At 70.3% G+C, this 25,389-nt stretch carries 25 protein-coding genes and 1 pseudogene; 13 read left to right on the top strand and 13 right to left on the bottom strand.

Going from position 1 to position 25,389, the window contains the following annotated elements:
* Positions 1-9: 9 nt before the first annotated feature.
* The 5 genes from HDA40_RS30150 to ppdK form a co-directional block, all read right to left on the bottom strand.
* Entirely contained in the window at positions 10-438 is a 429-nt protein-coding gene (locus HDA40_RS30150; RefSeq protein ID WP_253761185.1) for a hypothetical protein, read from the bottom strand.
* A complete protein-coding gene (gene dnaG, locus HDA40_RS30145; protein WP_253761184.1) occupies positions 438-2,285 on the bottom strand; it encodes a DNA primase in 1,848 nt (615 codons plus the stop codon). Before dnaG ends, HDA40_RS30150 begins: the two co-directional genes overlap by 1 nt.
* 177 nt (positions 2,286-2,462) lie before the next feature.
* Entirely contained in the window at positions 2,463-3,680 is a 1,218-nt protein-coding gene (locus HDA40_RS30140) for a deoxyguanosinetriphosphate triphosphohydrolase (protein WP_253761183.1), read from the bottom strand.
* The gene (locus HDA40_RS30135; protein ID WP_253761182.1) at positions 3,680-4,033 is read right to left on the bottom strand and encodes a VOC family protein; all 354 of its coding nucleotides are present in this window, start codon (positions 4,031-4,033) and stop codon (positions 3,680-3,682) included. The genes HDA40_RS30140 and HDA40_RS30135 overlap by 1 nt, the downstream gene beginning before the upstream one ends.
* A gap of 49 nt (positions 4,034-4,082) precedes the next feature.
* Positions 4,083-6,800: a pyruvate, phosphate dikinase gene (ppdK, locus tag HDA40_RS30130; RefSeq protein WP_253761181.1), complete on the bottom strand. Its 2,718-nt coding sequence runs from the start codon at positions 6,798-6,800 to the stop codon at positions 4,083-4,085.
* A 181-nt stretch (positions 6,801-6,981) separates the two neighbouring features.
* Here ppdK and HDA40_RS30125 point away from each other — a divergent pair, with 181 nt between their 5' ends.
* Complete coding sequence (locus HDA40_RS30125) at positions 6,982-7,761, top strand: HipA family kinase (RefSeq protein WP_253761180.1); 780 nt, start codon at positions 6,982-6,984, stop codon at positions 7,759-7,761.
* Positions 7,758-8,120, top strand: coding sequence for a DUF3037 domain-containing protein (locus tag HDA40_RS30120; RefSeq protein WP_253761179.1), 363 nt, complete (start codon positions 7,758-7,760; stop codon positions 8,118-8,120). Before HDA40_RS30125 ends, HDA40_RS30120 begins: the two co-directional genes overlap by 4 nt.
* Here HDA40_RS30120 and HDA40_RS30115 read toward each other — a convergent pair.
* The 4 genes from HDA40_RS30115 to HDA40_RS30100 all read right to left on the bottom strand — a co-directional run bounded on the left by HDA40_RS30115 (position 8,019) and on the right by HDA40_RS30100 (position 12,135).
* Positions 8,019-9,257 carry an MAB_1171c family putative transporter gene (locus HDA40_RS30115; RefSeq protein ID WP_253761178.1) on the bottom strand — a complete coding sequence of 413 codons (1,239 nt, stop codon included), beginning with the start codon at positions 9,255-9,257 and terminating at the stop codon, positions 8,019-8,021. The two genes, HDA40_RS30120 and HDA40_RS30115, sit on opposite strands and share 102 nt — an antisense overlap.
* Positions 9,254-9,781: a hypothetical protein gene (locus HDA40_RS30110; protein ID WP_253761177.1), complete on the bottom strand. Its 528-nt coding sequence runs from the start codon at positions 9,779-9,781 to the stop codon at positions 9,254-9,256. Before HDA40_RS30110 ends, HDA40_RS30115 begins: the two co-directional genes overlap by 4 nt.
* A 47-nt stretch (positions 9,782-9,828) precedes the next feature.
* Positions 9,829-10,233 carry a helix-turn-helix domain-containing protein gene (locus tag HDA40_RS30105; RefSeq protein ID WP_253761176.1) on the bottom strand — a complete coding sequence of 135 codons (405 nt, stop codon included), beginning with the start codon at positions 10,231-10,233 and terminating at the stop codon, positions 9,829-9,831.
* Between the two features lie 594 nt (positions 10,234-10,827).
* Positions 10,828-12,135: an MFS transporter gene (locus HDA40_RS30100; RefSeq protein WP_253761175.1), complete on the bottom strand. Its 1,308-nt coding sequence runs from the start codon at positions 12,133-12,135 to the stop codon at positions 10,828-10,830.
* A 64-nt stretch (positions 12,136-12,199) separates the two neighbouring features.
* Between HDA40_RS30100 and HDA40_RS42615 the strand changes: the two are divergent.
* Together HDA40_RS42615 and HDA40_RS41720 are read left to right on the top strand one after the other, a co-directional pair.
* A pseudogene (locus tag HDA40_RS42615) lies at positions 12,200-12,847 on the top strand (hypothetical protein); the annotation flags it as partial.
* Positions 12,848-13,022: 175 nt separating this feature from the next.
* The gene (locus tag HDA40_RS41720) at positions 13,023-13,169 is read left to right on the top strand and encodes an ArsR/SmtB family transcription factor (RefSeq protein ID WP_308197841.1); all 147 of its coding nucleotides are present in this window, start codon (positions 13,023-13,025) and stop codon (positions 13,167-13,169) included.
* On the opposite strand, the gene HDA40_RS30090 is transcribed toward HDA40_RS41720, so the two are convergent.
* Entirely contained in the window at positions 13,166-14,752 is a 1,587-nt protein-coding gene (locus HDA40_RS30090; RefSeq protein WP_253761173.1) for a glycoside hydrolase family 71 protein, read from the bottom strand. The two genes, HDA40_RS41720 and HDA40_RS30090, sit on opposite strands and share 4 nt — an antisense overlap.
* Before the next feature lie 92 nt (positions 14,753-14,844).
* On the opposite strand from HDA40_RS30090, the gene HDA40_RS30085 reads away from it, so the two are divergent.
* A complete protein-coding gene (locus HDA40_RS30085; protein ID WP_253761172.1) occupies positions 14,845-15,609 on the top strand; it encodes a metallophosphoesterase family protein in 765 nt (254 codons plus the stop codon).
* A 71-nt stretch (positions 15,610-15,680) separates the two neighbouring features.
* Positions 15,681-16,592, top strand: a complete 912-nt coding sequence (locus HDA40_RS30080) for an SMP-30/gluconolactonase/LRE family protein (RefSeq protein WP_253761171.1) — start codon at positions 15,681-15,683, stop codon at positions 16,590-16,592.
* Between the two features lie 92 nt (positions 16,593-16,684).
* On the opposite strand, the gene HDA40_RS30075 is transcribed toward HDA40_RS30080, so the two are convergent.
* On the bottom strand, positions 16,685-17,269 hold the full coding sequence (locus tag HDA40_RS30075; RefSeq protein ID WP_253761170.1) for a TetR/AcrR family transcriptional regulator: 585 nt from the start codon (positions 17,267-17,269) through the stop codon (positions 16,685-16,687).
* Between the two features lie 55 nt (positions 17,270-17,324).
* Between HDA40_RS30075 and HDA40_RS30070 the strand changes: the two genes are divergently transcribed.
* The 6 genes from HDA40_RS30070 (at position 17,325) to HDA40_RS30045 (ending at position 21,975) form a co-directional block, all read left to right on the top strand.
* Positions 17,325-18,380 (top strand): FAD-dependent oxidoreductase, encoded by a 1,056-nt coding sequence (locus HDA40_RS30070; RefSeq protein ID WP_253761169.1) that lies wholly within the window; start codon positions 17,325-17,327, stop codon positions 18,378-18,380.
* A 300-nt stretch (positions 18,381-18,680) separates the two neighbouring features.
* A complete protein-coding gene (locus HDA40_RS30065) occupies positions 18,681-19,193 on the top strand; it encodes a GNAT family N-acetyltransferase (protein WP_253761168.1) in 513 nt (170 codons plus the stop codon).
* A gap of 155 nt (positions 19,194-19,348) precedes the next feature.
* Complete coding sequence (locus HDA40_RS30060) at positions 19,349-20,032, top strand: hypothetical protein (RefSeq protein ID WP_253761167.1); 684 nt, start codon at positions 19,349-19,351, stop codon at positions 20,030-20,032.
* Positions 20,033-20,063: 31 nt separating this feature from the next.
* Positions 20,064-20,555 (top strand): ribonuclease FAU-1 family protein, encoded by a 492-nt coding sequence (locus tag HDA40_RS30055; protein WP_253761166.1) that lies wholly within the window; start codon positions 20,064-20,066, stop codon positions 20,553-20,555.
* On the top strand, positions 20,555-21,316 hold the full coding sequence (locus tag HDA40_RS30050; RefSeq protein ID WP_253761165.1) for an NRDE family protein: 762 nt from the start codon (positions 20,555-20,557) through the stop codon (positions 21,314-21,316). The genes HDA40_RS30055 and HDA40_RS30050 overlap by 1 nt, the downstream gene beginning before the upstream one ends.
* 98 nt (positions 21,317-21,414) lie before the next feature.
* On the top strand, positions 21,415-21,975 hold the full coding sequence (locus tag HDA40_RS30045; RefSeq protein WP_253761164.1) for a YceI family protein: 561 nt from the start codon (positions 21,415-21,417) through the stop codon (positions 21,973-21,975).
* A gap of 190 nt (positions 21,976-22,165) precedes the next feature.
* On the opposite strand, the gene HDA40_RS30040 is transcribed toward HDA40_RS30045, so the two are convergent.
* Complete coding sequence (locus HDA40_RS30040; RefSeq protein ID WP_253761163.1) at positions 22,166-22,669, bottom strand: XdhC family protein; 504 nt, start codon at positions 22,667-22,669, stop codon at positions 22,166-22,168.
* Between the two features lie 61 nt (positions 22,670-22,730).
* Between HDA40_RS30040 and dusB the strand changes: the two genes are divergently transcribed.
* Positions 22,731-23,852 carry a tRNA dihydrouridine synthase DusB gene (gene dusB / locus HDA40_RS30035; protein ID WP_308197780.1) on the top strand — a complete coding sequence of 374 codons (1,122 nt, stop codon included), beginning with the start codon at positions 22,731-22,733 and terminating at the stop codon, positions 23,850-23,852.
* Positions 23,853-23,980: 128 nt separating this feature from the next.
* Here the strand turns inward: dusB and HDA40_RS30030 are convergent, their stop codons facing one another.
* Positions 23,981-25,297, bottom strand: a complete 1,317-nt coding sequence (locus HDA40_RS30030) for an FAD-binding oxidoreductase (RefSeq protein ID WP_253761162.1) — start codon at positions 25,295-25,297, stop codon at positions 23,981-23,983.
* Between the last annotated feature and the right edge of the window lie 92 nt (positions 25,298-25,389).

Here is a 25,389-nt window from a genome sequence, read left to right as displayed (position 1 = left end):
CCAAGACCTTCAGGGGCGAGCGGACAGCCAGCGCGTCCAGGCGACCCCGTCGACGCCCGGCATCCGCCGGCCGACCAGGCGAGAGCCGTCCGGCTGCTCCTCGGAGCTGACGATCGAGCCGGTCACCCGGAGGCGTACCTGGTGAGGTAGATGACCAGGGTCGATCAGCACCAGCTTCAGGTGCGCGGAGTCCGCGACGACCACGGGATCCGCGGTGTCGTCGACGACTTCGCTGACCGTGACGACCAGGGTCGAGCCGTCCCACACCGCCTTGGTGATCTCGTGCCACCCGATGCGGGCCCGATCGACCCACAGCCCGAGGTTGGTGGCCACGACCAGACCGCCCTCGGGCCGCGCGGCCCAGGCCAGGGTCCGCTCGCCTGAGGAGAACAACTCCCGGTACGCCTTCGGCAGCATCCGCCGCGACCAGAACGCCATCACAACCCACTCGATGCTTGGTCGCGCAGGGCGCGAGCGGTGGTCTCCAGCGACACGAGGTCGCTGAACAGCCCGAAGTACTCGTCCTTCTGCGTGACCGGATTGATCCGCTGGAGCTTGGACTTGACGTTGTGCACCCGCCGGTCGACCGCCGCGAGCTGGAGCCGGGCGAGGGTCACCGTCACGTAGTGCGGATCGGCGTCGCCGTCATAGCGCAGCTCCTCCACGGCGAGCTGGTTCACCAGCGACTGCGCCATCAGGTCACCGCAGCCGTCGGTGATCGCGGCGATCCAGTTCGGCCCGGACACCCCGCGCACCGCGCCGCCGGCGGCCGCGATGGCCAGCCGGATCTGCACGTGCTGCGGGTCGGAGTAGCAGTCGGCCTCGGCGTTGTCGAAGACCGGCCCGGCCAGCGCCGGAACCTGGATGGCGAGCTTGAGCGCCTCCCGCTCGACCAGGATCTGCGGATCGTCCGGACTGGTACGCGGCCGGGGCGGGCGGGCGTCGACCGGCTGGCCCTTGACGGACGCGTTCACCGCGCGCTGGACGACCTCGACCTCCATGCCGAGCTTGCCCGCGAGGATGCGGCCGTATTCCGGGCGCAGCGACCGGTCCTTGATCTGCGCCACCAGCGGGGCGGTCGCCCGGAGCGCACCCACCCGGCCTTCGGCGGAGTCGAGGTCGAACCCCGCGATCGTCGTACGCAGAACGAACGAGACCAGGCGCTCCCGGCTGGCCACCAGGTCGCGGACGGCCGTGTCGCCGCGATCCAGCCGCAGCTCGCAGGGGTCCATCCCGTCCGGCCCGACCGCGATGAAGGTCTGCCCGACGAACCGCTGGTCGTCGGCGAACGCGCGGAGCGCGGCCTTCTGCCCGGCGGCGTCGCCGTCGAAGGTGAAGATGATCTCGCCCTTGAACGTGTCGGTGTCCATGAGCATCCGGCGCAGCACCGAGATGTGCTCGGAGCCGAAGGCCGTCCCGCAGGTCGCCACCGCCGTCGGCACTCCGGCCAGGTGGCAGGCCATCACATCGGTGTAGCCCTCGACCACGACCGCCTGGCCGCGCTTGCCGATCTCCCGCTTGGCGAGGTCGATGCCGTAGAGCACGGTCGACTTCTTGTAGAGCGGGGTCTCCGGGGTGTTCAGGTATTTGGGGCCGTCGTCGTCGTCGAACAGCTTCCGCGCGCCGAACCCGATGACGTCGCCGCCGGTCTCCCGGATGGGCCAGATCAACCGGCGGCGGAACCGGTCGATGAGGCTGCCCGACCGGGCCGGCTTGGCCAGCCCGCCGACGGTCAGCTCCTCGGCGGTGAAGCCGAGTTGCCGCAAGTGCTTGGTCAGCGCGTCCCACGAATCGGGGGCGAAGCCGCAGCCGTAGGTCTCGGCGGCGCCCCGGTCGAAGCCCCGCTGAGCGAGGAACTCCCGGGCGATGCGGGCGCCCGGGGTCATCAGCTGCTCCGCGTAGAACTTCGCCGCCGCGGCGTGCGCGGCGATCAGCCGCTGCCGCTGGCCGTGCTGCTGGCGGACCGGCGCCGAGCCGCCCTCGATGTAGCGCAGCTGGATGCCGGCGCGGGCGGCCAGCTTCTCGACCGCCTCGGTGAACCGCAGGTGGTCGATCTCCATGACGAAGTTGATCGCGTCGCCGCCCTTGCCACAACCGTGGCAGAAGTAGACATTACGGTCGCCGGCCACGGTGAACGAAGGGGTCTTCTCGTCATGGAACGGGCACAACCCCTTCAGGTTGCGCCCACCCGAGCCCTTCAACGTCACGTGCTCGGAGATCACGTCGACGACGGAGGTGCGCTCACGCACTAGCGCGATGTCCTCGTCGCGGATCCGTCCGGCCATACCCACATCCTAGGGCGAGCCACCGACGACGTTCACCACGCCCGAGACCGCCGGTCCGGGCTCGAATCGATCATGCCGGCGCGGAGTCGATCAGGGTCCCCAGGACACGACACACCGGCTGATCACGACCATTAGTTCATGATCGCGCCGAAAGCAGGGGGGGTGAGGGTGGGAGGGTTAGGGGGCGAGGAGGCGGGCGTGCCAGGCGACGGCGGCCGGGTCGGTGAGCGAGGCCACCTGGTCGACGATCACGCGCAGCCGGGCCGCGTCGTCGGGCGCGTCCTTCCAGAGTGGAGCGAAGACCGGGTCCAGCTCGGTCGGCGCGCGTTCGCTCAGCACCCGCACGAGGTCGGCGAGGATCTCGCGCTGGCGGGCGTACCAGGGTTCCATGCCGCGCCGCCGCATCACGTAACGCAGCGCTATGCCCTTCAGCAGGGCACACCGGATCCGGGCCGAGCGGGGCACGATCAGGTCCGCGTCATAGCGGCTCGACTTCCCCGGGTACGCCTCCCGCGTGGCCGTCACCGCGGCGGCCACGAAGCGCCCGGTGAGCACGGAGGTGCTGTCCTTGAGCAGCGCCTGCCCCCGATGGGTGCCGTCGTACGCCGAGAGCCGGGCCAGCACGGGGTCGGCGAGCAGTTCGGCCAGCGCCTCCCGGAGGACGTCGGCCGGTTCGTCGGAGTAGATCGCCGCCACGTCGGCGCAGAGGGCGGCTTGCTCGTCGGCGTCGTCGACGAGCAGGCCGACCTGGACGAAGCCGGAGAAGATCCCGTCCTCGACGTCGTGCACCGAGTACGCCACGTCGTCGGCCCAGTCCATGACCTGCGCCTCCAGGCAGCGCCGGTCGGGGTCGGGGGCAGACGTACGCAGCCAGGCGAAGACCGCCGCGTCGTCGGCGTACACCCCGAATTTGCGGCTGCCCGGCCGCCGGGGCCACGGGTATTTGCAGGTCGCGTCGAGGGAGGCCCGGGTCAGGTTGAGTCCCGCGCCCGGGATCTTCGCCTCCAGCCGGGTCAGTACGCGCAGCGTCTGGGCGTTGCCCTCGAATCCGCCGCAGGCCGCGGCGACCTCGTCGAGCGCGTCCTCGCCGTTGTGCCCGAACGGCGGGTGCCCGAGGTCGTGGGCCAGCCCGGCGACGTCGGTCACGTCGGGATCGCAGCCGAGCCGCTCCCCCATCTCACGAGCGATCTGAGCGACCTCCAGCGAGTGCGTCAGCCGCGTACGCAGAAAGTCGTCCGACCCGGCGGTGTGCACCTGGGTCTTGGCCGCCAGCCGGCGGAACGCCGCCGAGTGCAGCACCCGGGCCCGGTCCCGCTCGAACGCGTTCCGCTCCTCGCCGGTGTCCTTGCGGACCTCGGCGATCCAGCGCTCGGCGTCGATCTCCTGGGCGGTCACTACTCTCCGGCCTTCTCCCGCATGACGCAGAACTCGTTGCCTTCCGGGTCCGCGAGCACGACCCAGCTGACCTGGCCCTGACCGATGTCGACCTGCCGGGCGCCCATGTCGATCAGGCGCTCGACCTGGGCGTCCTGGTCGTCCGGGACGAGGTCCAGATGCAGCCGGTTCTTCCCGGACTTGCCCTTGTGGGCCGGGGTGAAATGGAGACACGGCATGTCGATGTCGGGCCCGATCGTCAGCTCGCCGTTACGCTCGTCGAGGATCGGGTAGCCGAGCACCTCGGCCCACCAGCGGCCCAGCCGGGCCGGATCGGCCGCGTCGACAACCACGCCATACCACCGCAGTCCCATCCATACAGGCTACGTGGACCGGCGTCGCCAACATAGAGTCGGCAAGGCATCACCGGGTGTCCGAACCCCCCACCTCCAGGGCCGCGCGGCCGGCTTCCAACCGTGCCACCGGTACGCGGAACGGCGAGCACGAAACGTAGTCCAGCCCGGCGCTGTCGAAGAAGTGCACCGAATCGGGGTCGCCCCCGTGTTCCCCGCAGACGCCGATCTGCAGGTCCGGGCGGGCCGCGCGGCCTTCCTCCACGGCGATCCGGACGAGGCGGCCGATGCCGTCGGCGTCGAGGGTCTCGAACGGCGACACCCCGAAGATGCCCAGTTCCAGGTAGCGGCCGAAGAACGCGCTCTCGACGTCGTCCCGGGAGAAGCCCCAGCCCATCTGGGTCAAGTCGTTGGTGCCGAACGAGAAGAACTCGGCCGACCCGGCGATCTCACCGGCGGTGAGCGCCGCCCGCGGCACCTCGATCATGGTGCCGATCGGCACCGGTACGCCCGGATCGACGTCCCGGATGACGTCCAGCGCCTGGGTGCGTACCGCTTCGAGCTCCTGAACCGCGCCGACCAGCGGGACCATGACCTCGGGCCGGGGGTCGCCACCGGCCTGCTTGACCTGGCGCGCGGCCTCGGCGATCGCGCGGACCTGCATCGCGAACAGGCCGGGGATCACCAGGCCGAGCCGTACGCCGCGGAGCCCGAGCATGGGGTTCTCCTCGTGAGTACGGCGCACTGCTGCAAGCAGTTCCTTCTCGCGTGAGCCGAGCCGCCCCTGAGCGTCCTTGACCGCCAGCTCCTCCAGCGACGGCAGGAACTCGTGCAGCGGCGGGTCGATGAGCCGGACGGTGACCGGCAGTCCGTTCATCGCCTGGAGGATCTCGGCGAAGTCCGCGCGCTGCAACGGAAGCAACGCGGCGAGCGCCTGCTCTTGTTCGTCCGAAGTGGATGCGAGGATGAGCGCCTCGACCAGTTCCCGGCGGTCGCCGAGGAACATGTGCTCGGTCCGGCACAGGCCGATGCCCTGCGCGCCGAAGCGGCGGGCGCGGCCGGCGTCCGCGGCGTTGTCGGCGTTCGTCCAGACTGCGAGGCGACGCATTTCGTCCGCGTGCCGCAATGCCCGATCGACCGCCCGCACCAGCGGACTCTGTGCTGTGTCACCAGAAGCATTCAGTCCGCCGTCCTCCCGGCTGACGCCGGATCGAGCGGGGACCGAGTGCGCTGCATCCCCTTCGAAATACTGCACGACCGGGCTGGGCTCGACCGGGATCTCGCCGAGGTAGACCTTGCCGGTGGTGCCGTCGATGGAGATGACGTCGCCCTCGCGGACGGTCGTGGTGCCGACCTTGAAGCTGTCGTCGGTGACGTCGAGCGCCTCCGCCCCGCAGACACAGGTACGCCCCATGCCCCGGGCGACGACGGCGGCGTGGCTCGTCTTGCCGCCGCGGCTTGTCAGGATGCCGGCGGCGGCGATCATGCCGGGCAGGTCGTCGGGATTGGTCTCCCGCCGGACGAGGATGACCTTGTCCCCGGTCGCCGCACGCTCGGCGGCGCGGGCGGAGTCGAAGACCGCCTTGCCGACGGCCGCGCCCGGCGACGCGGCGATGCCCTTGGCCAGCGGTTGCGTGTCGGTCTTCGCGAAGGTCGGGAACATCAGCTGCATGAGCTGCGCCCCGGTGACCCGCCGCAACGCCTCGTCCGGGTCGATCACCCCCTCGTCGACCAGCTGCCCGGCGATGATGAAGGCCGCGGCGGCCGTCCGCTTGCCGACCCGGGTCTGGAGCATCCAGAGCTTGCCGCGTTCGATGGTGAACTCGATGTCACAGAGATCCTTGTAGTGGCCTTCGAGCACCGACATGATCCGCATCAGCTCGGTGAAGCTCGTCGGGTCCAGACCCTCCAGGTCCTGCAGCGGGATCGTGTTGCGAATGCCCGCGACCACGTCCTCGCCCTGCGCGTTCGGCAGGTAGTCGCCGTAGACGCCCTGCTCGCCGGTCGCCGGATCGCGGGTGAAGGCCACGCCGGTCCCGGAGTCGTCGCCGAGGTTGCCGAAGACCATCGCCACGACGTTCACCGCGGTGCCGAGGTCGCCCGGGATCCGCTCCTGACGGCGGTACAGGATCGCGCGCTCCGCGTTCCACGACTCGAACACGGCCCGGATCGCCAGCTCCATCTGCTCGCGCGGCTCCTGGGGAAAGTCACGGCCCGTGTGCTGCTTGAAGATCTGCTTGTACGCGTCGACGAGCGCCTGGAGATCGTCGGCGTCGAGGTCGACGTCCGCGTGCGCGCCTTTTACTCGTTTGGCCGCGTCGAGGGCCTGTTCGAAGGCCTCGCCCGGGACGTCGCAGACGGTCTTGCCGAACATCTGGATCAGGCGGCGATACGAGTCCCAGGCGAACCGGATGTTGCCCGACTGCCGGGCGAGGCCGGGCACGCTGGCGTCGGTGAGGCCCACGTTGAGGACGGTCTCCATCATGCCGGGCATGGAGAACTTGGCGCCGGAGCGGACCGAGACGAGCAGCGGGTCCTCGGGATCGCCGAGCTTCTTCGCCATGGCCTGCTCCAGCGCGGCGAGGTGCGCGGAGATCTCGGCGTCCAGGGACGCCGGGGTCTTGCCGTCGCGCAGGTACGCCCGGCAGGCCTCGGTGGTGATCGTGAAGCCCGGTGGCACGGGCAGCCCGAGGTTCGTCATCTCGGCGAGGTTGGCTCCCTTGCCGCCGAGGAGATCTTTGAGGTCCTTGTTGCCTTCGGCGAACGCATAGACATACTTATCGGTCATCCCTGACCTCCCGGTCGGCCGGTAGCACCTGAACGTTCACTTAGGCCGCACGGTATTCCTCGTTCCGAGCGCGTCGAAACCGCTCGTGAGAAATGGCACATAGATTGACACTTGTCCAGTTCATACTAGTCCGTGGGCACGCTCCATCGGGCAGAACCGCGCAACCCGTACGCTGTGGGTCATGCACCTTCCCTCGGTCACCGCGCTGCGGTACGTGACCCCGCTGCGCGAGGGCGGCTCGCTTCCCGGCGTCGTCGAGGCCGACGACCTCGGCACGTACGTCGTCAAGTTCCGGGGCGCCGGGCAGGGCCCGAAAGCGCTGATCGCCGAGGTCGTCGTGGGCGAGCTGGCCCGCCGCCTCGGCCTGCCCATGCCCGAGCTGGCGCAGGTCGAGTTCGGCGAGGTGCTCGGCCGGGCCGAACCCGACCCCGAGGTGCAGGAACTGCTGGTCAACAGCACCGGACTGAACCTCGGGATGGACTTCCTGCCCGGTTCGCTCGGCTTCGACCCGCGCGTCCACAAGGTCGATCCCGGCCTCGCCGCCCGGGTGCTGTGGCTCGACGCGCTGGTGGAGAACGTCGACCGCACCTGGCGTAACCCGAACCTGCTCATGTGGCACGGTTCGCTCTGGCTCATCGACCACGGCGCGAGCCTCTACTTCCACCACAACTGGACGAGCGCGGCGAATGCGGTGCTCCGGCCGTTCAAAGCGGCCGACCACGCGCTGGCCGGGCAGGCGTCCTCGATCGTGGGCGCGCACGAGGCGCTGGCCCCGCTCGTGACGCCGGACGTGCTGACCGAGGTGCTCGGGCTGGTCCCCGACGGCTGGCTCGTCGATCCGCACTCATGGACCGCCGACTTCGAGACGCCGGACGAGGCGCGGTCGGCGTACGTCACGCATCTGCTGGCGCGGCTGGAGCAGCCGGCGGCCTGGCTGCCGTCGCTGGAGGGTGTGTCGTGACGCGGGTCGCCTTCGAGTACGCCCTGATCCGCCTGGTCCCCCGGATCGAGCGCGGCGAGATGATGAACGTCGGCCTCGTGGTCTACTGCCGCAGCCGCGACTTCCTCGCCGTGCGTACGCATGTCGACCCGGACCGGCTGCGCGCGCTCGACCCCGACGCCGACCTCGACGCGGTGGACGCCGTGCTCATCGGCTACCAGCAGGTCTGCGACGACGAGCGGCGGATGACGCTGGGCGAGCGGTTCCGCTGGCTCACCTCACCCCGCAGCACCATCGTGCAGCCCGGTCCGGCGCACACCGGGCTCACCGAGGATCCCGGGCTCGAGCTGGAGCGGCTGTTCGCCGTCCTCGTCCTCTAACGGGGCCAGCCGTCCGGCCGGGACGAGCAACGGCGGGAAGGCGCTGGCGAAGTACTCCGCGACCAGCAGCAGGTGGGTGACCTCCCGGTCGACGGCGTCACCCGGATCAGCGCCCGTACGGCTCCAGGTCCGCCGTACCCGGGCATTCGAGGTGCCCTTCGCCGCCGACTTCCCCGCCACCGCCAACGCCATGAGCAACAACGCCGCCTCGGTCGTCGGATCGTCGTCGACCGGCGCGCCCAGGCTCCACTGCGCGTCCCGGATCTCGATGACCCGCCGATAGAGGCGCATCCGGACGTTGAACGGGTTGACGTGATCGCCCAGCCGGGACGGCGTACGCCCCAGGACGAACCCGGGCACCGCCCGCTGGAGGGTGTGCCACAGATGGTGCAGCCGATTCAGGGCGGCGTAGTCGGCGATGTAGTCCCCCGCCACGGCGATGCCCGGCAGCCCGCAGCCCACGGCGACCAGCAGGAATCCGAGCATCAGTTCGCCCTGCCCGGCGGCGCCGAGCCAGCCGGGCGTCCGCTGCCCGGCCAGTTCGCCGGCGAGGCAGAGCAGCCGGAACGCCACGAACCCCAGGAACAGTGACGCCGCCGCACACAGCACGAACAGCCCGGTACGCAGCAGCGTACGGCCGGACCGGCGGGCCTGCGTCCAGAAGAGCGCCGCTCCGCGGCCCGCGCCCGCGGCGTACGCGACGTAGGAGAGCGTGGCGTAGAGCGCCACCGACAGCTGCCCGGCCCGGTCGTCGGTGAACGTCCCCGGACCGGGCGGCCGGGTCGAGACGAGGAACAGCAGCGTGAGACCGGCCATGACGGTCGCCGTCACCAGATAGAGCCGCGGTCGCCAATACGGCCGCGGCTGGGCCGGACCGGTCACCGCCGAGGCGAACACCCAGACCGAGGCGACCGCCGCGACGCCGCTGAGCGTACGCACCAACGCGGCCAGGTCGGCCACACCGGTGGCCGAGTCGACGGCGTACGCGATCACCGGCTCGTGCGCCGTCGCGGCGAGCGAGATCGCCAGCAGGCTGAACGTCATCACCCGGTGATGGGCCGACGGCCGTCGCCGGACCAGCCGGACGAGGCCCACGCTCCACAGCAGAGCGAGGACGGCGAGATCGGGACCGGTCACCGCTGGGCGGCGGGCTCGGTGAGCCCCGCGTCCACCCGGCGGGCGTGGCCGAAGACGTCGCCGAGACCGCCCGGGGCCGGCGTCGCAGCGCGCTGCAGGATCAGCGAGGCCAGCATCTCGGCCGCCTGCTCCTGCTCGGAGGAGTAGCCGCCGCGCCGCAGCACCCGGCGGACCATCGCCGGATCGAGATCGGGCAACAGCCGGTCGAGCGCGTCCGGCTCGCCGGCGGGCTCCGCCGTGATCGCGTGGTCGAAGAGCATGTGGCCGAGCTCGTGCAGCACGATGTGATCGCGGTGCAGACTGCTGCCGCCCGGCACGTGGAAGACGTGGTCGGCGCGGTCGGTCGCGATCCACATGCCACACGGGAGGTCGGCGGCGTCCTCGACCGGCAGTTCGTGCAGATGGAGCGGGCGGCCCCGCCACTGCGCGACCTGCTCGCAGAAGGCGCGCACGTCGAACGGGCGCGGCACCGCGAGCCCGGACAACCGCGCTTCGCACTCCTTGCGCAGGCGGCGTAGACGCATTGGTGCATCGTCATGCAGTCGCCCGGCGCGGGTCAACCTTTCGGCGCTCAAGCTGGCGGTTCCGCTGGTAACCCTTCGATGCGTCGGGCCTGCTCTATCATCCCCCGAATGGCTTGCAGACTCGACGGCGACAGCCCCGCCGCGCGCAGCGCCAGCGCCCGCACTGAGCTGTCCCGCATCGCGGAGAGCAGGTCGAGCTGGGCGTTGGTGGCCGTGGCGACCGAGTCGTCGAAGAAGTATGCCGCCGGCACCCCGAAGAACTCGGCCAGCGCCTCCAGGTGGCGTTTGGTCGGGTTGTCGCGCCTGCCTTTGCGCAGCTGCCAGACATAGGTGTGGGAGATCATCACGCCCGTGCCCCGGATGGCCTCGGCGACCTCCTCATAGGTGTACTCACCCCGGCCGGCCGGGCGTACGGTGCGGAACAAGTGGTCCAGTCGATCGGCGAAGGTCACTTGACCACCACCCCCCGTTCTCAACATCAGCTTACGGCAATGCGTTGCGACATAAACTCTTGACACGTTGCGCCGCCCCCGCGATACTTCAAGCTCCGTGTTTTCAACTGAAGTTGAGAAGGCCCTGGGCTAGGACTATATCGCCAGTTTATGCGGCGCGCAGCTCAGGATTCGCCGGGAGACCAGCCGGATGACGCTCAACAGAGCGACGGGGGCATCCGGAGGGGCACAACGGCTGTCTGGCCCGGGCACAGTCCCCGGCCAGACAGCCGCTTTTGTGCATCTACCCCCGTTTCGTTGCTGCGCGGATGATCGTCGGCTGCCGACAGTCATGGCGCTTTCTGCCCCTTGATCGTCGGCTGCCGCCGATCAAGGGCACGCCGACCCGCAAGAACGGCGGCTGCCGCCGATCAAGGACACGCCGACCCGCAAGAACGGCGGCAGCCGACGATCACCATCGCGAGAGCCTCAAGAACGGCGGCAGCCGACGATCATGGAAGCGCGGAAGCAGGCGAGCACGCAGTGGATGCGCGGCGGGCGGGTGCCGAGCGGGCAGGTGCCGAGCGGGCAAGCGGGCGGGCGGCGGAGCGGGCGTCACGAGCGGGGCCAGGCGGCGAGCGGGCGGAGCGAAGCGACGGCCGCGACGAGACGGAGAACCCCGGCCACGATCCACGGGGCGGCCAGCCCCCACCACTGTGCGACGTAGCCGCCGAGCAGCGCGCCGATCGGCTGCGTACCGAAGGCCAGGAGCAGGCCCACGCTGGCGACCCGGCCCATGAGGTCGGCCGGGACGGCGCGCTGACGCACCGACATCACGGCGACGTTCCACAGCGAGGCGCTGAACGTCGTGACGGAGGCCAGTGCGGTCAGGGTCACGATGTCGTGGGCGTACAGGCCGAGGACGATCATCGCCGTCGGCGTCACGAACAGCGTCGTCGTCACGGTACGCCGCCCGCCGAACCGGCCGACGATCCGTCCACTCAGGAAGCTGCCGAGCACGCCGCCGATTCCGGTCAGCGCCACGACCACCCCGTACGCCGCGTCCGAGACGCCGAGCCGATCGCGTACGAAGAGCACGAAGGTGGCCATCGCCAGGAAGTTGGCGAGGTTCGCCACGCCCGCCAGCAGGGACAGGGTCCGGAGCAGCCGATGCGAGGCCAGCCACCGCACACCGGCGGCGATCTCCCGCTGAAGCGACCGGCCGACCGACCGCTGAGCCGACCGGCCGGACGAAGCGCCCGAAGAGACGCCCGACGGCAAGCCGGGAGAAGCGCCGGAGGAAACGCCAGAAGCAGCGCCAGAAGCAACGCCGGAGGAGCGACCGATGCGATGGACCAGGATCGCCGAGACCAGGAACGACGCGACGTCCACCCAGAACGGCAGCCCGGCGGCGACCGAGAACAGGAACGCGCCCAGCGGCTGGCCGAGGAACTGCCGGTTGGCGAAGAGCGCCCCGTTCTGCCGGCCGTTGGCCTTCTCCAGGTCGGCCGGGTCGACGACCGCGGGAAGCAGCCGCTGACCGGACACCTTCGCGAGCGTCTCGGCCAGCCCGACCGCGAACGCGACGGCGTATACGGCGAGGATGCCGCCGGACCGCACCGTCACGAGGACGGCCAGCACCCCGATCAGGAGCGCCTGGGCGAGTTGGACGACCATGAGCGTCCGCCGGGCGTCCAGCCGGTCGGCGACCGCTCCGGCCGGCAGCGCCGCCAGCAGCCAGGGCAGCGTGCCCCAGGCGGTCACCCCGGCGATCAGCCGCGGATCGGTGGTCATCGTCGCCGCGAGCAGCGGCAACGCGGCGAGGAACGCGCCGTCGCCGAGGCTGGAGATCGCGCCCGCGCTCCACAGCAGGCGCCAGTCGCGCCGGGCACGCCGGACGGGGGTTTCGAGAAGTGCCGTCATGCCGGGGATGCTGCGGCGAACTCGTCGAACGCGGCCACGATTTAGCGAACGCTAAATTGGGGCCATGGCTCTGCGCATCCCGCTGGACGGGCTCGAACTGGCCCGCGTGCGCTTCGCCGTCTCGCCCGCGTACGAGACGGTCTTCGCGCTCGCCGCGCTCCACCGGCCTGGCGTCCACGCCGTCCACCTGCCGTGGACCCGGTGGGCGCGGCCGCGCGTGCCTGCCGGTCCGGGGGTGGATCTCCTGCTCGATCTGGCCGCGAACGACCGGTTCAAGCCCGCGTTCCTGCTGCCCGCGCCGGACGTCCGGCTGCCCGCGCTCAGCGACGAGCTCCGTCGGATCAAGTCCGTTTCGGCCTCACGGGTACGCGAAGAGCTGCGGACGCTGCAGGTCGACACCCCGCGGACCCGGCGCTTGGCGGAGCAGCCGCGAGACGGCCTGCGCGCCGCGGCGGACGCCCTCGAAGCCTGCTACGAAGCCCTGATCGCACCACATTGGACTCGGATGCGACGCGTGTTGGAGGCCGACATCGCCTTCCGGGCGGGGCTGCTGGCTCAGGGCGGCATCGAAGGGCTCTTCGCGGGTCTGCACGACGAGCTGCGCTTCCTCGACGGGGTGCTCCACGTCCATCCGCGGCGTCCGCCGTACGACAAGAAACCGGTGCAACTCAACGGGAACGGGCTGATCCTGTGCCCGAGTGTGTTCTGCTGGCCGCGCGTCACCGCGTCGGTCCGCCCGGTCGCGGCCGGCACCCTGCGCTACCCCGCGCGCGGTGTGGCGACCTTGTGGGAGCGGCCCGAACCCGTTTCCGACGCCCTGGCCGCGCTCCTCGGGCGTACCAGAGCGGAGATCTTGACGACCCTCGCGCAGCCCGCGACGACGACGGATCTGGCCACCCGGGCTGGGCGTCACAGCCGGGGCGATCTCCCAGCACCTGGGCGTGCTGCGCGGAGCCGGGCTGGTGTCGACCAGCCGCGACGGCCGCACGGCGCTGCACCTGCGGACCGACCGGGCCGAAGCCCTGCTGGCTTAAGCCTTTCCGCCGCAGGCGGTGCCGCCGCCCGCCCGGTACATCATGTCCTGGTGGGTGACCTTGGCCTTGATCGGCACCTTGCTTTGCAGGGTCTGCACGATCTTGCCGCCGCGCTGCAGCTCGAACGACGGCGTGGTGCCGGGCACCATCGCGACCGCGAACGACACCATTCCCGCCGCCGTGACATCCTTCGTGGACACCGAGCCGCCCTGCTTGATCACGAGCTTGCCGGGCGCACTGAGGAAGGCGAGCAGTTCGACCTTGTTCGACGCCCCGTCGCCGTTCGCGATGTGCATCGCGATCTGCTGGAGGCTCGTGTCGTAGGGCGCGTCGGTCCGGTGGCTGCGGTGGAAGTAGTAGAGCGCGTCCCGGACCAGGCCCGGCCGCTTGCCCGTCTTGAACCACGACGTGTAGTACGCGATCGTATCGGCGACGGCGTATCCCCGGCCTTTCGAGGGCGCCACCCAGGACTCGGTGTAGTCGTTCCAGGTGATCAGGGCGAGCCAGTCGGCGTCACCGGCGATCGCCTTCTCCATCATGGCCCGCAGCGCGCCGCTGTTGGACGACTCCCAATAGCGGCCGTCGTAGATCCGGGTGTCCTCGAACGCGATCGGCGCCATGTACTTGCGCCCGTTGGCGTGCGCCTCGACCGCGCCTTTGCGGACCGAGTCCGAGCCGCCGACCCATCGGTTGCCCCAGAGGGAGTACCCGTAGACGCTGTTGTTCCAGGCGGCTGCCCGCACGTTCGGCGAGCCCGAGAGGAAGATCGGCACCAGGACGCTCTGCACACCGCTACCCGCCAACGTGGTGCGGATGCCGTCCCAGAAGGAGACGGCGACGCGCTCCGGATAGAACGGGGCCAACACGATCTTCCCGTCGACCTTGTAGAGCGCCGGCTCGCTCTTGACCTTGAGCACATCGTTGACGATCGACGCCTGCGTGGAGTTGGCGCCCTGCTGCAGGTCGGGGCTGAGCATGATGCGGAACCCGGGATCCACCGCCTTCGCCGCCGCCAGCATCGCGGGCAGCTGCGTCCACCGGGCGTCCGAGCTGACGCTGTGGTACTCCCAGATGAACCCGTCCAGGCCCATGTCGATCGCCTGGCGGATCTCGGTCTCGAAGTCCTTCTGCCGCCAGTTGCCGGACAAGGGCGCCCGGGTCAGCGGCCGATCGAGCATCTCCTCGCCCTGCTTGGTGCCGCTGGCGAGCCGGTCCGCCTCGGTCGTCCACTTCGCCCAGTAGTCGCTGCCCGGGTCCTTGTTCTCGATCGAGATCGGATACGGCGGGAAGTAGAACGCGAACGCCTTCTTCTTCGCCGCGCGCAGGGTACTCGTGGACGCCTTCGTGAAGGCGTACCGGCCGCAGTTGGTCGCCGGGACGACGCTGGGACTGGCGCTCGCACTCGCACTCGCGCTCGGGTCCGCCGACGCGTCCAGCCCGGCCTCGGTCCCCGTCCCGCCGGTCTCCTGGCCGAGGGAGGCCGCCTCCCGGGTCGCCACCGAACAGGCCGCCACACCCGCCGCGGTCAGCAGCAATACGCCGGTGACCGCCGCGGCGGCGCTGAGCATCAAACGTTTACGCATGGCTCCGGCGGCCGCCTCTCTGTCCACTGAGGTCAGAAGTCTGCTCCGCCGACCGGTTCCCGTCAATGCCCGTGACACGGCATCATCACGTTATGACACCCCGCTACGGACCGGTACGCCGAGTCGCCGTCCTCGCCGACGTCCACGGCAACGTCCCCGCCCTCCGGGCGGTGCTGGCAGAGCCGGACGTGCAAGCCGCCGACCTGGTGGTCTTCCCCGGCGATCTCACCTGGGGACCGGAACCGCAGCGGACGGTCGACCTCGTCCAGGCGCTCGGCGACCGGGCGGTGTGCGTACGCGGGAACGCCGATCGGGCGGTCTACGAACTGGCCCGCCAGGGGCGTACGCCGGAACGGGAGCGGGACTTCTGGATGCCCCAGCAGCATTCGGCCGAGGCGATCGACTTCCTGGAGTCCTTCCCGTTCACCGTCGTCGTCGACGTCGAAGGGCTGGGCGGCGTGCGGTTCTGCCACGGTTCGCCGCGCAAGGACACCGAATGCGTGACGCCGGAGACCCCCGAAGCCCGGTACGCCGAGCTGTCGGCCGGAGTCCCCGAGCATGTCATCGTCACCGGCCACACCCACCTCCAGTTCGACCGGGCGGTCGCCGGGCGGCGCAGCGTCAACTCCGGCAGCGTGGGCCTGCCCTACCACCTCGGCAAGCCGGGTACGGCGTACTGGGCGTTGCTCGGGCCGGACGTCGCCCTGCGGTCCACCCGGTACGACGTCCAGGCGGCGGTCCAGGCGTGTGTGGACACCGGCGACCCCCGCGCCGACGTGATCACCCGATACCTGCTCACCCCGCCGACTCCGGCCGAGGTCACCGCGCACGCCGAAGGGCTCGTCTTCAGCGACTGACAACCATTTCACCGCTCCACCCGGTTTCCTTGCCGGCGGGCACGGGGCCCGCCGTCCAAGGAGGACTATCCATGCGCAGAAGGACGATGGTGGCCGCGCTGGCGGCCGCGCCGCTGGCCGGACTGCTCGGCGGGACGCCCGCCCAGGCCGGTGGCGCCACCCTGCCGGAGGTCATCGACCTGCCCGACGGCTGGAATCCCGAAGGGATCGCGGTCTCGGGTACTCACTTCTACGTCGGCTCCATCGCGACCGGCTCGATCTACCGGGGCAGCCTGCTGACCGGACGGGGTGGCGTGTTCATCCCGGGACCGGCCGACGGCCACCTGATCGGGCTGGAGATCGACCGCTTCAACCGGATCTGGGCCTGCACCGGCCCGAACGGCGGAGCGATCGTCTACGACGGGAACACCGGCGCGAAACTCGCCGAATACCAGTTCGGCGGCGGCTTTGTGAACGACGCGATCGCGACCGAGGACGCCGTCTATTTCACCGACTCCCCCAGCGACCAGCTCTTCGTGGTGCCACTCGGCCGGGGCGGCCGGCTGCCCGACCCGTCGGCGGCGTACGCGATCACGCTGCCGGGCGGGCTCGGCGAAGTGGACGCCTTCAACAACGGCATCGAGACCACGCCGGACGGGCGGCAGCTGCTCATCGTGCAGATGGTCGCCGGGCGGCTGTTCGCCTTCGACCCCCGGCGCGGCAAGGCCACCCAGGTCGACCTCGGCGGGGCCGGCGTCCTCAACGGCGACGGGATGATCCGCCGCGGCCGGACGCTCTACATCTGCCGCAACTCCGACAACATCATCGCGAAGTTCGCCCTCGGGACGGACCGGGCGGTGCTGGTCGACGAGATCACCGATCCGCGACTGCAGGTCCCGGCGACGATCGCGCTCTTCGGCCCCTACCTGTACGCCGTGAACGCCCGGTTCGACGTCGACCCGGCGCCGGACGTGACCTACAACGTCGTACGCCTCCCCGCCTAAACCAACGCCGCTCCCCGCCTCGTTGATCATTCCGCAGAGGAGTTGATCAGGGTCTCCGGGACACGACACACCGGTCGATCACGAACATGAGTTCATGATCGCGCAGACGGGGCGGGGGTGGTGGGGGTGGGGGTGATGGCCGACAGGAGGGTGCGGATGGTGGTGGCGGGGTCGAAGGAGGAGGTCGGGCTGGCGAGCTGGTTCAGCAGCAGCCCGTCGATCAGGTCCAGCAGCATCCGGTAATGCCGTTCCGGCTCGGTCGAGCCCAACGCCGCGACCAGGGGCACTCCCCAGGCGGCGAGCCGTTCCCGGTTCTCCGCGATCCGCCGCTGAAGATCGGGGTTGAACGCCGCTTCGTGGAAGATCGCGTACCGGGCGAGCGTGACGGCCCGGCCGGGACCGGCCAGCTCCGTGATCATCGCGCCGGCCGCGGTCGCGAATCGCTCCGCGTCCAACGGCTGCGCACCACCCAGGCGGCCCCACAGTTCGGTCTCCCGGTCGACCAGGCGACCGAGCACCCCGCTGATCAGGGCTTCCCGCGTACGGAAGTGGTTGGACGCCGATCCCTCGGGCAGCCCGGCCACCGCGTCCACCGTCCGGTGGGTCAGCTGCCGGAGTCCCCGGGTGCCCAGCACTTCGATCGCGGCGTCGAGCAGCAGCGTACGGCGATCAGTCACAGTCAGCACACTACACCTGTAGTCATGAGCACTACAGGTGTAGTACGGTCGAGTCATGAGGAGAACAGCAGCGATCGTCGGCGGCGGCATCGGCGGCCTCGCCACCGCGATCGGACTGATCCGCGAAGGCTGGGCCGTCACCGTCTTCGAGCGGGCCGACGACCTGCCCAAGACCGGCACCGGACTCGGCATGTGGCCGTCGGCCATGCGGGCGCTCGACCAGCTCGGCGTCGGCGCGGCCGCTCGGGCCGCCGGCCGTCCGCAGGCCAACGGCCACATCCGGCGGGACGACGGCTCCCTGATCGCCACCCTCGACGTCGAACGGCTCGCCCGCAAGCAGGGCGAACCCGTCTACCTGCTGTCGCGGCCGGCGCTGCTGCGCGTGTTGGCCGAGGCGGTGCCGGACGGCGTGGTCCGCTTCGGCGACCCCGTCACCGATCTCGGTGCGCTGCGCCAGGCGTATCCCTTGGTGGTCGTCGCGGACGGCGCCAACAGCAAGGCCCGCGCGGCCCTCTTCCCGGACCACCGGTTGCGCTACGCCGGGGCCACGGTCTGGCGCGGCGTCACGGACCTCGAGCTGGCCGCGGGTGGCGAGTTCTGGGGGCGCGGCGTGAAGTTCGGCGTCACTCCGCAAGAGCCCGGCAAGACCAACTGGTACGCCGTGCTGACAGTGCCCCAAGGCTACCGGCCGGCAGACGACCTGGCCGAGTTGCGCGGCGTCTTCGGCGACTGGCCCGAGCCGATTCCCGCCATCCTGAACCGGTACGCGGAGACCGAGGTCCTGCGCCACGACCTCACGTATCTCGACCCGCCCCTGCCGTCCTACGTGTCCGGCGACGTGGTGCTGATCGGCGACGCCGCCCACGCGATGACCCCGGACCTCGGGCAGGGCGCGTGCCAGACGCTGATCGACGCGGCGGCGCTGGCCGACTGCCTGGGCTCTGGCGACGTCGCCGCTGGACTGGCCCGGTTCGACGCGCTGCGCCGCAAGCCGACGCAGAAGATCGCGGCCACGGCCGGGCGGGTCAGCCGCCTGACCCAGTGGCGACGGGGATTGTGGCTGCGCGACCTGATCACCAGGGCGGCCCTGATCCCCGGCCCGCCCGCCTGACCGCCCGGTACCTGACCGCCCGGTGAAAGTGCGCCGGAAATGGTGCGACCCCCAGGGTTCCGCGTGATGCGGACCGGCTGGACTGAGCCGGATAAGCCCTGGGGGTCGGGTAGCTGCCTGTTATTCGCCACACCGTTGTCACACGGCCCTGACGAAGCAGTCAAGGACAGCGGCTAGCGGACAGCCACCTCACGAGTCCCATTGCTATACAGCTGGACCACCTCCTTTCCCGTGTACTGCGAATCTACCCACGCGATCTTCACCCCCGCAACGGTGTTTTCCGACTCTTAAGATCATTGGATGCCGCACCCCCCGGTGGAGTACGCCGAACCCGCCCCGTTCCTCGCCGCCCTCGACGATCTCGCCGACGTGTACAGCGCCGCGTTCTCCGGCCCGCCCTGGGACGAATCCGCCGACCAGGTGCGTACCTTCGTCGCGTCGGTGCCCGACTGGACCGCCCGGGACGGATTCCTCGCCGCCTGGGCCCGGGACCCCGACGCGATCGCCGGTTTCGCTTTCCGCGTACGCACCCCGTCCCCGGTGCCGTCCGACGGCTTCTACGGACTGCTCCGCGACCGGTTCGGCGCGGTCGTCGACGACCTGGCCGGCGCCGTCGAGGTCGTCGAACTCGCCGTACGCCCGGACGCCCGCGGCGGTGGACTCGGCCGGACCCTGCTCACCACGGTCCTCGACGACTCCCCCGCCTGGCTGGTCACCCGGACCGCCGCGACGGCCACCATGGCCTTCTACGCCCGGCTGGGCTGGCAGGTCCAAGCCGAAGACGATGGCCTAGCCCTCCTAACCCGCCCCTAACCCACCCGTCCCTTTCCGCGCGATCATGAACTAACGGTCGTGATCAACCGGCGTGGCGCGTCCCGGAGTCCCTGATCAACTCCCTAACGGAGTGATCAACGCTGCGGACATAGTTGACGGTCGAACTTTCGGCATACCCCCGCTAGGCTCAGCGGATGTCGGAGTCGGCGTTCACCGTATGGGGTGGCGTGTTCGCCGCCGCCGTGCTCGCGGTCGCCGCGCTGGCTCTGCTCGTCTCCGGCAACACCGGCGCGCGTAAGTCCGCCCCCGACTGCCGCCCGCTCGTCGAGGAGGCCCGCGAGCTGGAGGAGATCGCGGCTGCGGCGTTCACCAAGGCGCTGGAGGCGGCCGACACGGCGGCGCGTACGACCGTCGAGCTGGAGAACGCCGAGAACCATCGGGACGAGTGCGACCGCCACCAGGTCGGGGCGGCGCACGCGCTGGCGGACGGGCTGCAACGTGTGTCCATTGAGGAGAGCGCGCCGTCTCGGGAGCCGGTCGGCGAGGCCTCCCGGGCCGCGATGGTGGCGTACCGGCAGGGGGCGATCTCGGTGGAACAGTTGCAGACCCTTTGGCACCGGATCGACGGCTGGGACGCGACCCAGGAGGAGCAGTCGCACGAGCTCACCCGGCTGCGCGCGGAGGACGTCGAAGCACGGCGTCGCTACGACGCCGCCGCGATACTGGAGCGCTCGGCTCGGCAGGCGTACGAGATCGCCCAGATCGCCGCCCGAGCTCTGACGGAGGAGGCCGCCGAAGCAGCCGCGGAGGCGCAGGAGGCCCGGATCGCCGCCCAGAAGTGCCTCCGGCGGTCGGGGCGGCTGCCGACCCAACGGTGACGTTTCCCGGATCGCGCGTAGCCTTCGGATCATGAGGCTCACTCCGGGTCACGAGGTCATGGTCCGATTGGTCAAGTACGGGCGCGAGAAGCTGTCGTACGCCGCGACGGTGGTCGACGACGACGGCAACCACCTCGCCGTCCGCGCCCCGTTCGCCGGGGACGAGGCGAAGGACCTGGGGTACATCTGGTTCGAGCCCGGCGACATCTTCACGGAGCACTACTGGCGTGACCGGTGGTACTCGGTGAAGGAGATCGTCGCCGCCGACGGCGTACGCAAGGGCTGGTATTGCGACATCGCCCGGCCGGTGACGGTCGAGGACGGTGCGGTCATCGCCGACGACCTCGACCTCGACCTGTGGCGGTCCGCCGACGGAACCGAGATCCTGCGCCTCGACGAGGACGAGTACGCCGCCAGCGGCCTGGCCGAACGGGATCCGGCCGCGGCCGCCCAGGCCGAGCAGGCTCTGGACACATTGGAGAGGATCGCCCAGGACGGCTTCGACCAGCTCCTGGCGTTCTGATGTGCACCGTCGTCGTCAGCTTCGAGCCCGGCTCTGCGATCCCCGTGCTGGTCGTCGGCGTACGCGACGAGTTCCTCGCCCGGCCGTGGCGGTTCCCGGGAGCGCACTGGCCGGACCGGCCCGGAGTCCTCGGCGGCCAGGATCTTCAGGCCGGTGGTACCTGGCTGGCCGTCGATCCCGTGCAGCCGGCCGTGTCCTGCGTGCTCAACGGCTTCGGCCCGACGGCCGGCACGGACGGCCGCCGCTCGCGCGGCGACCTCCCGCTCGGGGCGCCTCTGGAGGACCCGGTCCACTACGACCCGTTTCACCTGGTCCGGGCCACTGCTCTCGGCGTACGCATATGGTCATGGGACGGCCGTGAGCTCGACAGTCAAGAGCTTTCCCCTGGCCTGCACATCGTGACGAACATGGGTCTGGACGGGATTCGGGAGCGGGACGCGCCCGAGCAGGCCGTCACCGACATCCGGCAGCGGCTGGAGTACTTCCGCCCGAGGCTGGCGGCGGCCCGGCCGGAGCCGGGCGACGGACCCGTGGCGACGGCGTGGCGCGAGTGGTTGCCGCTGTTCACCGGCGACGGGCTGGCGCGCGAGGACTCGCGGGCGCTGCTCGTACGCCGGGAGTTCGGCGAGGAGTTCGGCGAGCACGAGATCTGGGGAAGCAGTTCGGTGTCGCTGGTCGCGCTGCGGCAAGATGGCGTGCGATACGACTTTTCGGCCGTTCCCGCAGATGACGCTCGGTTTGAGTGGGTTAGTGTGGCGTAGCTCACATGTGATCGACCGCGTGGGAATAGTTGACGCTTCAAACACCTTCGGTAAGCTGTAACCCGTTGGTTGAGAGTTCAACTACCTAGGAGATTCAGATGACCACCGCTACCGCTTCCCTCGCCGAGCTGACCGGACAGTACGCCCTCGACCCGTCCCACACGCGCATCGGCTTCACCGCTCGCCACGCGATGGTGACCAAGGTGCGCGGCGCGTTCAACGAGTTCGAGGGCACCGGCTTCCTGGACGGGTCCAACCCCGAGAAGTCCCAGGTCGCCGTGACGATCCAGGCGAAGAGCATCGACACCCGGAACGAGCAGCGCGACGGCCACCTGCGCAGCAACGACTTCTTCGACATGGAGACGTACCCGGAGATCAAGTTCGTCTCGACCGCCGCGCGCCAGGTGGACGACAGCACCTTCGAGCTGACCGGCGACCTCACGATCAAGGACGTGACCAAGCCGGTCACCGTCCCGTTCTCGTTCGAGGGCGCGGTCAAGGACCCGTGGGGCAACACCCGAGTCGGCTTCGAGGGCGCCGTCACGATCAACCGCAAGGACTGGAACGTGAACTGGAACGCCGCACTCGAGGCCGGTGGCGTACTCGTCAGTGAGAAGGTCACGCTGGAGTTCGAGCTCTCGGCGATCAAGACCGCCTGACACGCCCCCACCGGGGCGGTTCCGCCTCGCGGGGTGGATGAGCTGCAGATCAGGGATACGCAGGCAAACTTCGGCACCCGAAGCCTGCGTATCCCTGATCTGCTTGTGACGCCTACGCGAAGCGCAGGCGGGCGCGCGGAGCGGAGCGCGGGCGGGCGCGCGGAGCGGAGCGCGGGCGGGCTGGCGCGGGTTAGAAAGTGAAGCCGCCGGGGCGGCCGTTGCGGTCGGCGATCAGCCCGGCCAGCGTCGACACGGCGATCTCGGCCGGTGCCTTCGACCCGATGTTGAGCCCGATCGGGCGGCGTACGCGGGCGATCTGCGCCGGGTCGACGCCGAGCTCGGTCAACGCCGCGACGTGCTGGGCGACATGGTGAACGCTGCCCATCACCCCGATCCAGCGGGCCGGGGTGTCCAACGCCGCCTTGAGGATCGCCCCCAGTTCGGGGCGATCGTGATCGGTCACCACGATGTCGGCGGTCAGGTCCGCGAACGACGGGTCGACGCTGCTCGCCAGCCGGTGCGTACCGCCGATCCGGGTCAGGTCCGGCTCGACCAGCACGGTCCGGTAGCCCAGGTCCTGGCCGAAATGCAGGAGGAACTCGGCGACCGGCGTGGCGAAGACCGCGACGAGCGTACGGTCGCCGGACTCGGCCGGGATCACCCCTTGCGCCAAGTCGCATGCGAGCGATGTCATGCCGCCAGCGTAAGCGCCGTCACTTGCGGGGAAGGCGTACGCGTGTGGGATTCTTGGTGGCGTGACCTTGCGGCTAGGCCCCTTCCCGGTGGATCCGCCCGTGGTGCTCGCCCCGATGGCGGGAATCACCAACGTGGCGTTCCGCCAGCTTTGCCGTGAGCAGGGCGGCGGGATCTACGTCTGCGAGATGATCACCACGGTCGCGCTCGCGGTGCGCAACCCGAAGACCGAGAAGATGATCGAGTTCGCGCCGGACGAGAATCCGCGCAGCATGCAGCTCTACGGGGTCGACCCGGAGATCACCGCCAAGGCCGTCCGCCGGGTGGTCGACGAGAACCTGGCCGATCACATCGACCTCAACTTCGGCTGCTCGGTCAAGAAGATCACGTCCAAGGGCGGTGGCTCGGCCATCCCGTGGAAGCGTCGTCTCTTCGGCGCGATCGTCAAGGCGGCCGTCGACGCCGCCGCGCCGGCCGGCATCCCGGTCACGGTGAAGATGCGCAAGGGCATCGACGACGACCACCTCACGTACGTCGAGGCGGGGCTGATCGCCCAGGAAGCCGGGGCGAAATGGGTCGCCCTGCACGCGCGTACCGCCGCGCAGCGCTACTCCGGCCAGGCCGACTGGGAGGCGATCGCCACCCTCAAGCAGGCGCTCGACGTCCCGGTGCTCGGCAACGGCGACATCTGGGAGGGCGACGACGCACTCCGGATGGTGCGCGAGACCGGCTGTGACGGCGTCGTCGTCGGCCGGGGCTGCCTCGGCCGCCCGTGGTTGTTCGCGGATCTCCAGGCCGCGTTCGAGGGACGCCCCGAACGGGTCATGCCGAACCTCGGTGAGGTCGCGAACGTGATGCGCCGCCACGCCGAGCTGCTCGTCCAGTGGTGGGGCGCCGAACGCGAGGCGATCACCGACTTCCGCAAGCACGTCGCCTGGTACCTCAAGGGGTTCCCGGTCGGGCCGCAGCTGCGTCAGGCGATGGCGATGTCGTCGTCGCTCATGGAACTCGACGACCTGCTCGGCAAGCTCGACTTCGCCGCGCCGTTCCCCGAGGCCAACCTCGGCCAGCCGCGCGGCCGGACGAACTCGCCCGCCAAGGTGGTGCTCCCCTACGGCTGGCTCGACGATCGCGACTCCGACGCCGTGCCCGAGGACGCCGAGCACGACGACTCCGGCGGCTGACCCGGGCTGACCCCGCGCGCCGGCCTCGCCCCGTCAGGGGCCACGCCCAGCGAGGGGCTGGATCAAGGATCCGGGTCGGATCATGGGTCAAGATTCGACCCGGATCCTTGATCCAGCGCCCGAACGGGTCAGGCGGGTGGGATGTTCTGGTTGCGCCGGAACAGGTTCTCCGGGTCGTGCCGACGCTTCAGCGCCGCCAGCCGGTCATAGGTCGCCCCCGGGTACGCCGCCCGCACCCGCTCGGGGTTGTCCTCGTCGCCGACGAACCCCACGTACGCCCGAGGCGTCCCGGTTTCGAGCTGATCCCGGAACGACGTGACCCACTCGTGCTTGGCGATCCGGTCGGCCGGGCTGGTGTAGAAGGCGGCCAGGTTCACCATGTACGCCGCATCCCGGTGGGCGAACGCGGTGGCGTCGGCCGGAATCCGGGCCATCGCCCCGCCGAGCGGCCGGATCTGGGCGACCCGCATCGGCGCGTCGCACTCGGTGAGCTGCTTGAGGATCGTCTCGACGGCCGCGTCGTCCACCGAGTCGACGAACATGTTCTCGCCGACCGCCGTCGGGCGGTAGGACGCGTCCTCCGGCGGGAACATCTCGGCGTACGCCATCGGGTGGATGGTGTCGGCGATCGGGGTAGCCAGCGCCCGGAGCGGGCCGAGGATCTTCTCCGCCTCGGCGGCCGGGCCGGCGTACCCGAGGAGGGTCATCACGATGAGCTTGCCGTGCGCTTCTTCGGGGATGAACGGCGCGGGCGGGGCGGCCATCACGTTGACGATCGCCGACAGGTCCTCCGGAGCGGTCGAGGCGATCTGGAGCACGCCCGCGACCACCTCCGGTGTCGCGGGCTGGATCAGCATGCCGCCGACGAAGTCGCCCAGCTCGTGCAGGCGGTAGTGGAACTTCGTGACGACGCCGAAGTTGCCGCCGCCACCCCGGATCGCCCAGAACAGGTCCGGGTCGGACTCGGCGTCGACCTGGTGGATCCGGCCATCGGCGGTGACCACCTCGACCGCGAGCAGATTGTCGATGGTCATGCCGAACTTGCGGACGAGGAAGCCGATCCCGCCACCGACGGTGAGGCCGCCGAGGCCGACCGAACCGGTATCGCCGAACCCGGTCGCCAGCCCGTGCTCGCCGGCCGCCGCGGTGTACTCCCCCGCGGTCACCCCCGAACCGGCCCACGCCGTCTTCCCGGTCGCGTCGATCTCCAAAGTCTTCAGATTGCGGACGTCGAGGACGATGCCGTCGTCGACGGCGCTGTGCCCGGCCCCGCTGTGTCCCCCGCAGCGCACCGCCAGCGGCAGCCCCGACTCGCGGGCCACCGCGAGGGCGGTCGCCACGTCCGCCGCGTCGACCGGCCGTAGGATCACCGCGGGTCGCTTGTCGACGTCTCCCGCGACGACCTGCCGCAGCTCGTCGTATGCGGAGTCGGACGGCCGAACCACCTCGCCACGGAATGTGTCTGGAATCGAAAGCCCCATGTGACGGCATTCTGCCGAGGCCCCCTGACATTCGGAGCCGAACGGCCGCATCAGAC

This window comes from Hamadaea flava, from assembly GCF_024172085.1.
In the GTDB taxonomy this organism is placed as follows: domain Bacteria; phylum Actinomycetota; class Actinomycetes; order Mycobacteriales; family Micromonosporaceae; genus Hamadaea; species Hamadaea flava.
This window is presented reverse-complemented; position numbering and strand designations above follow the sequence as displayed.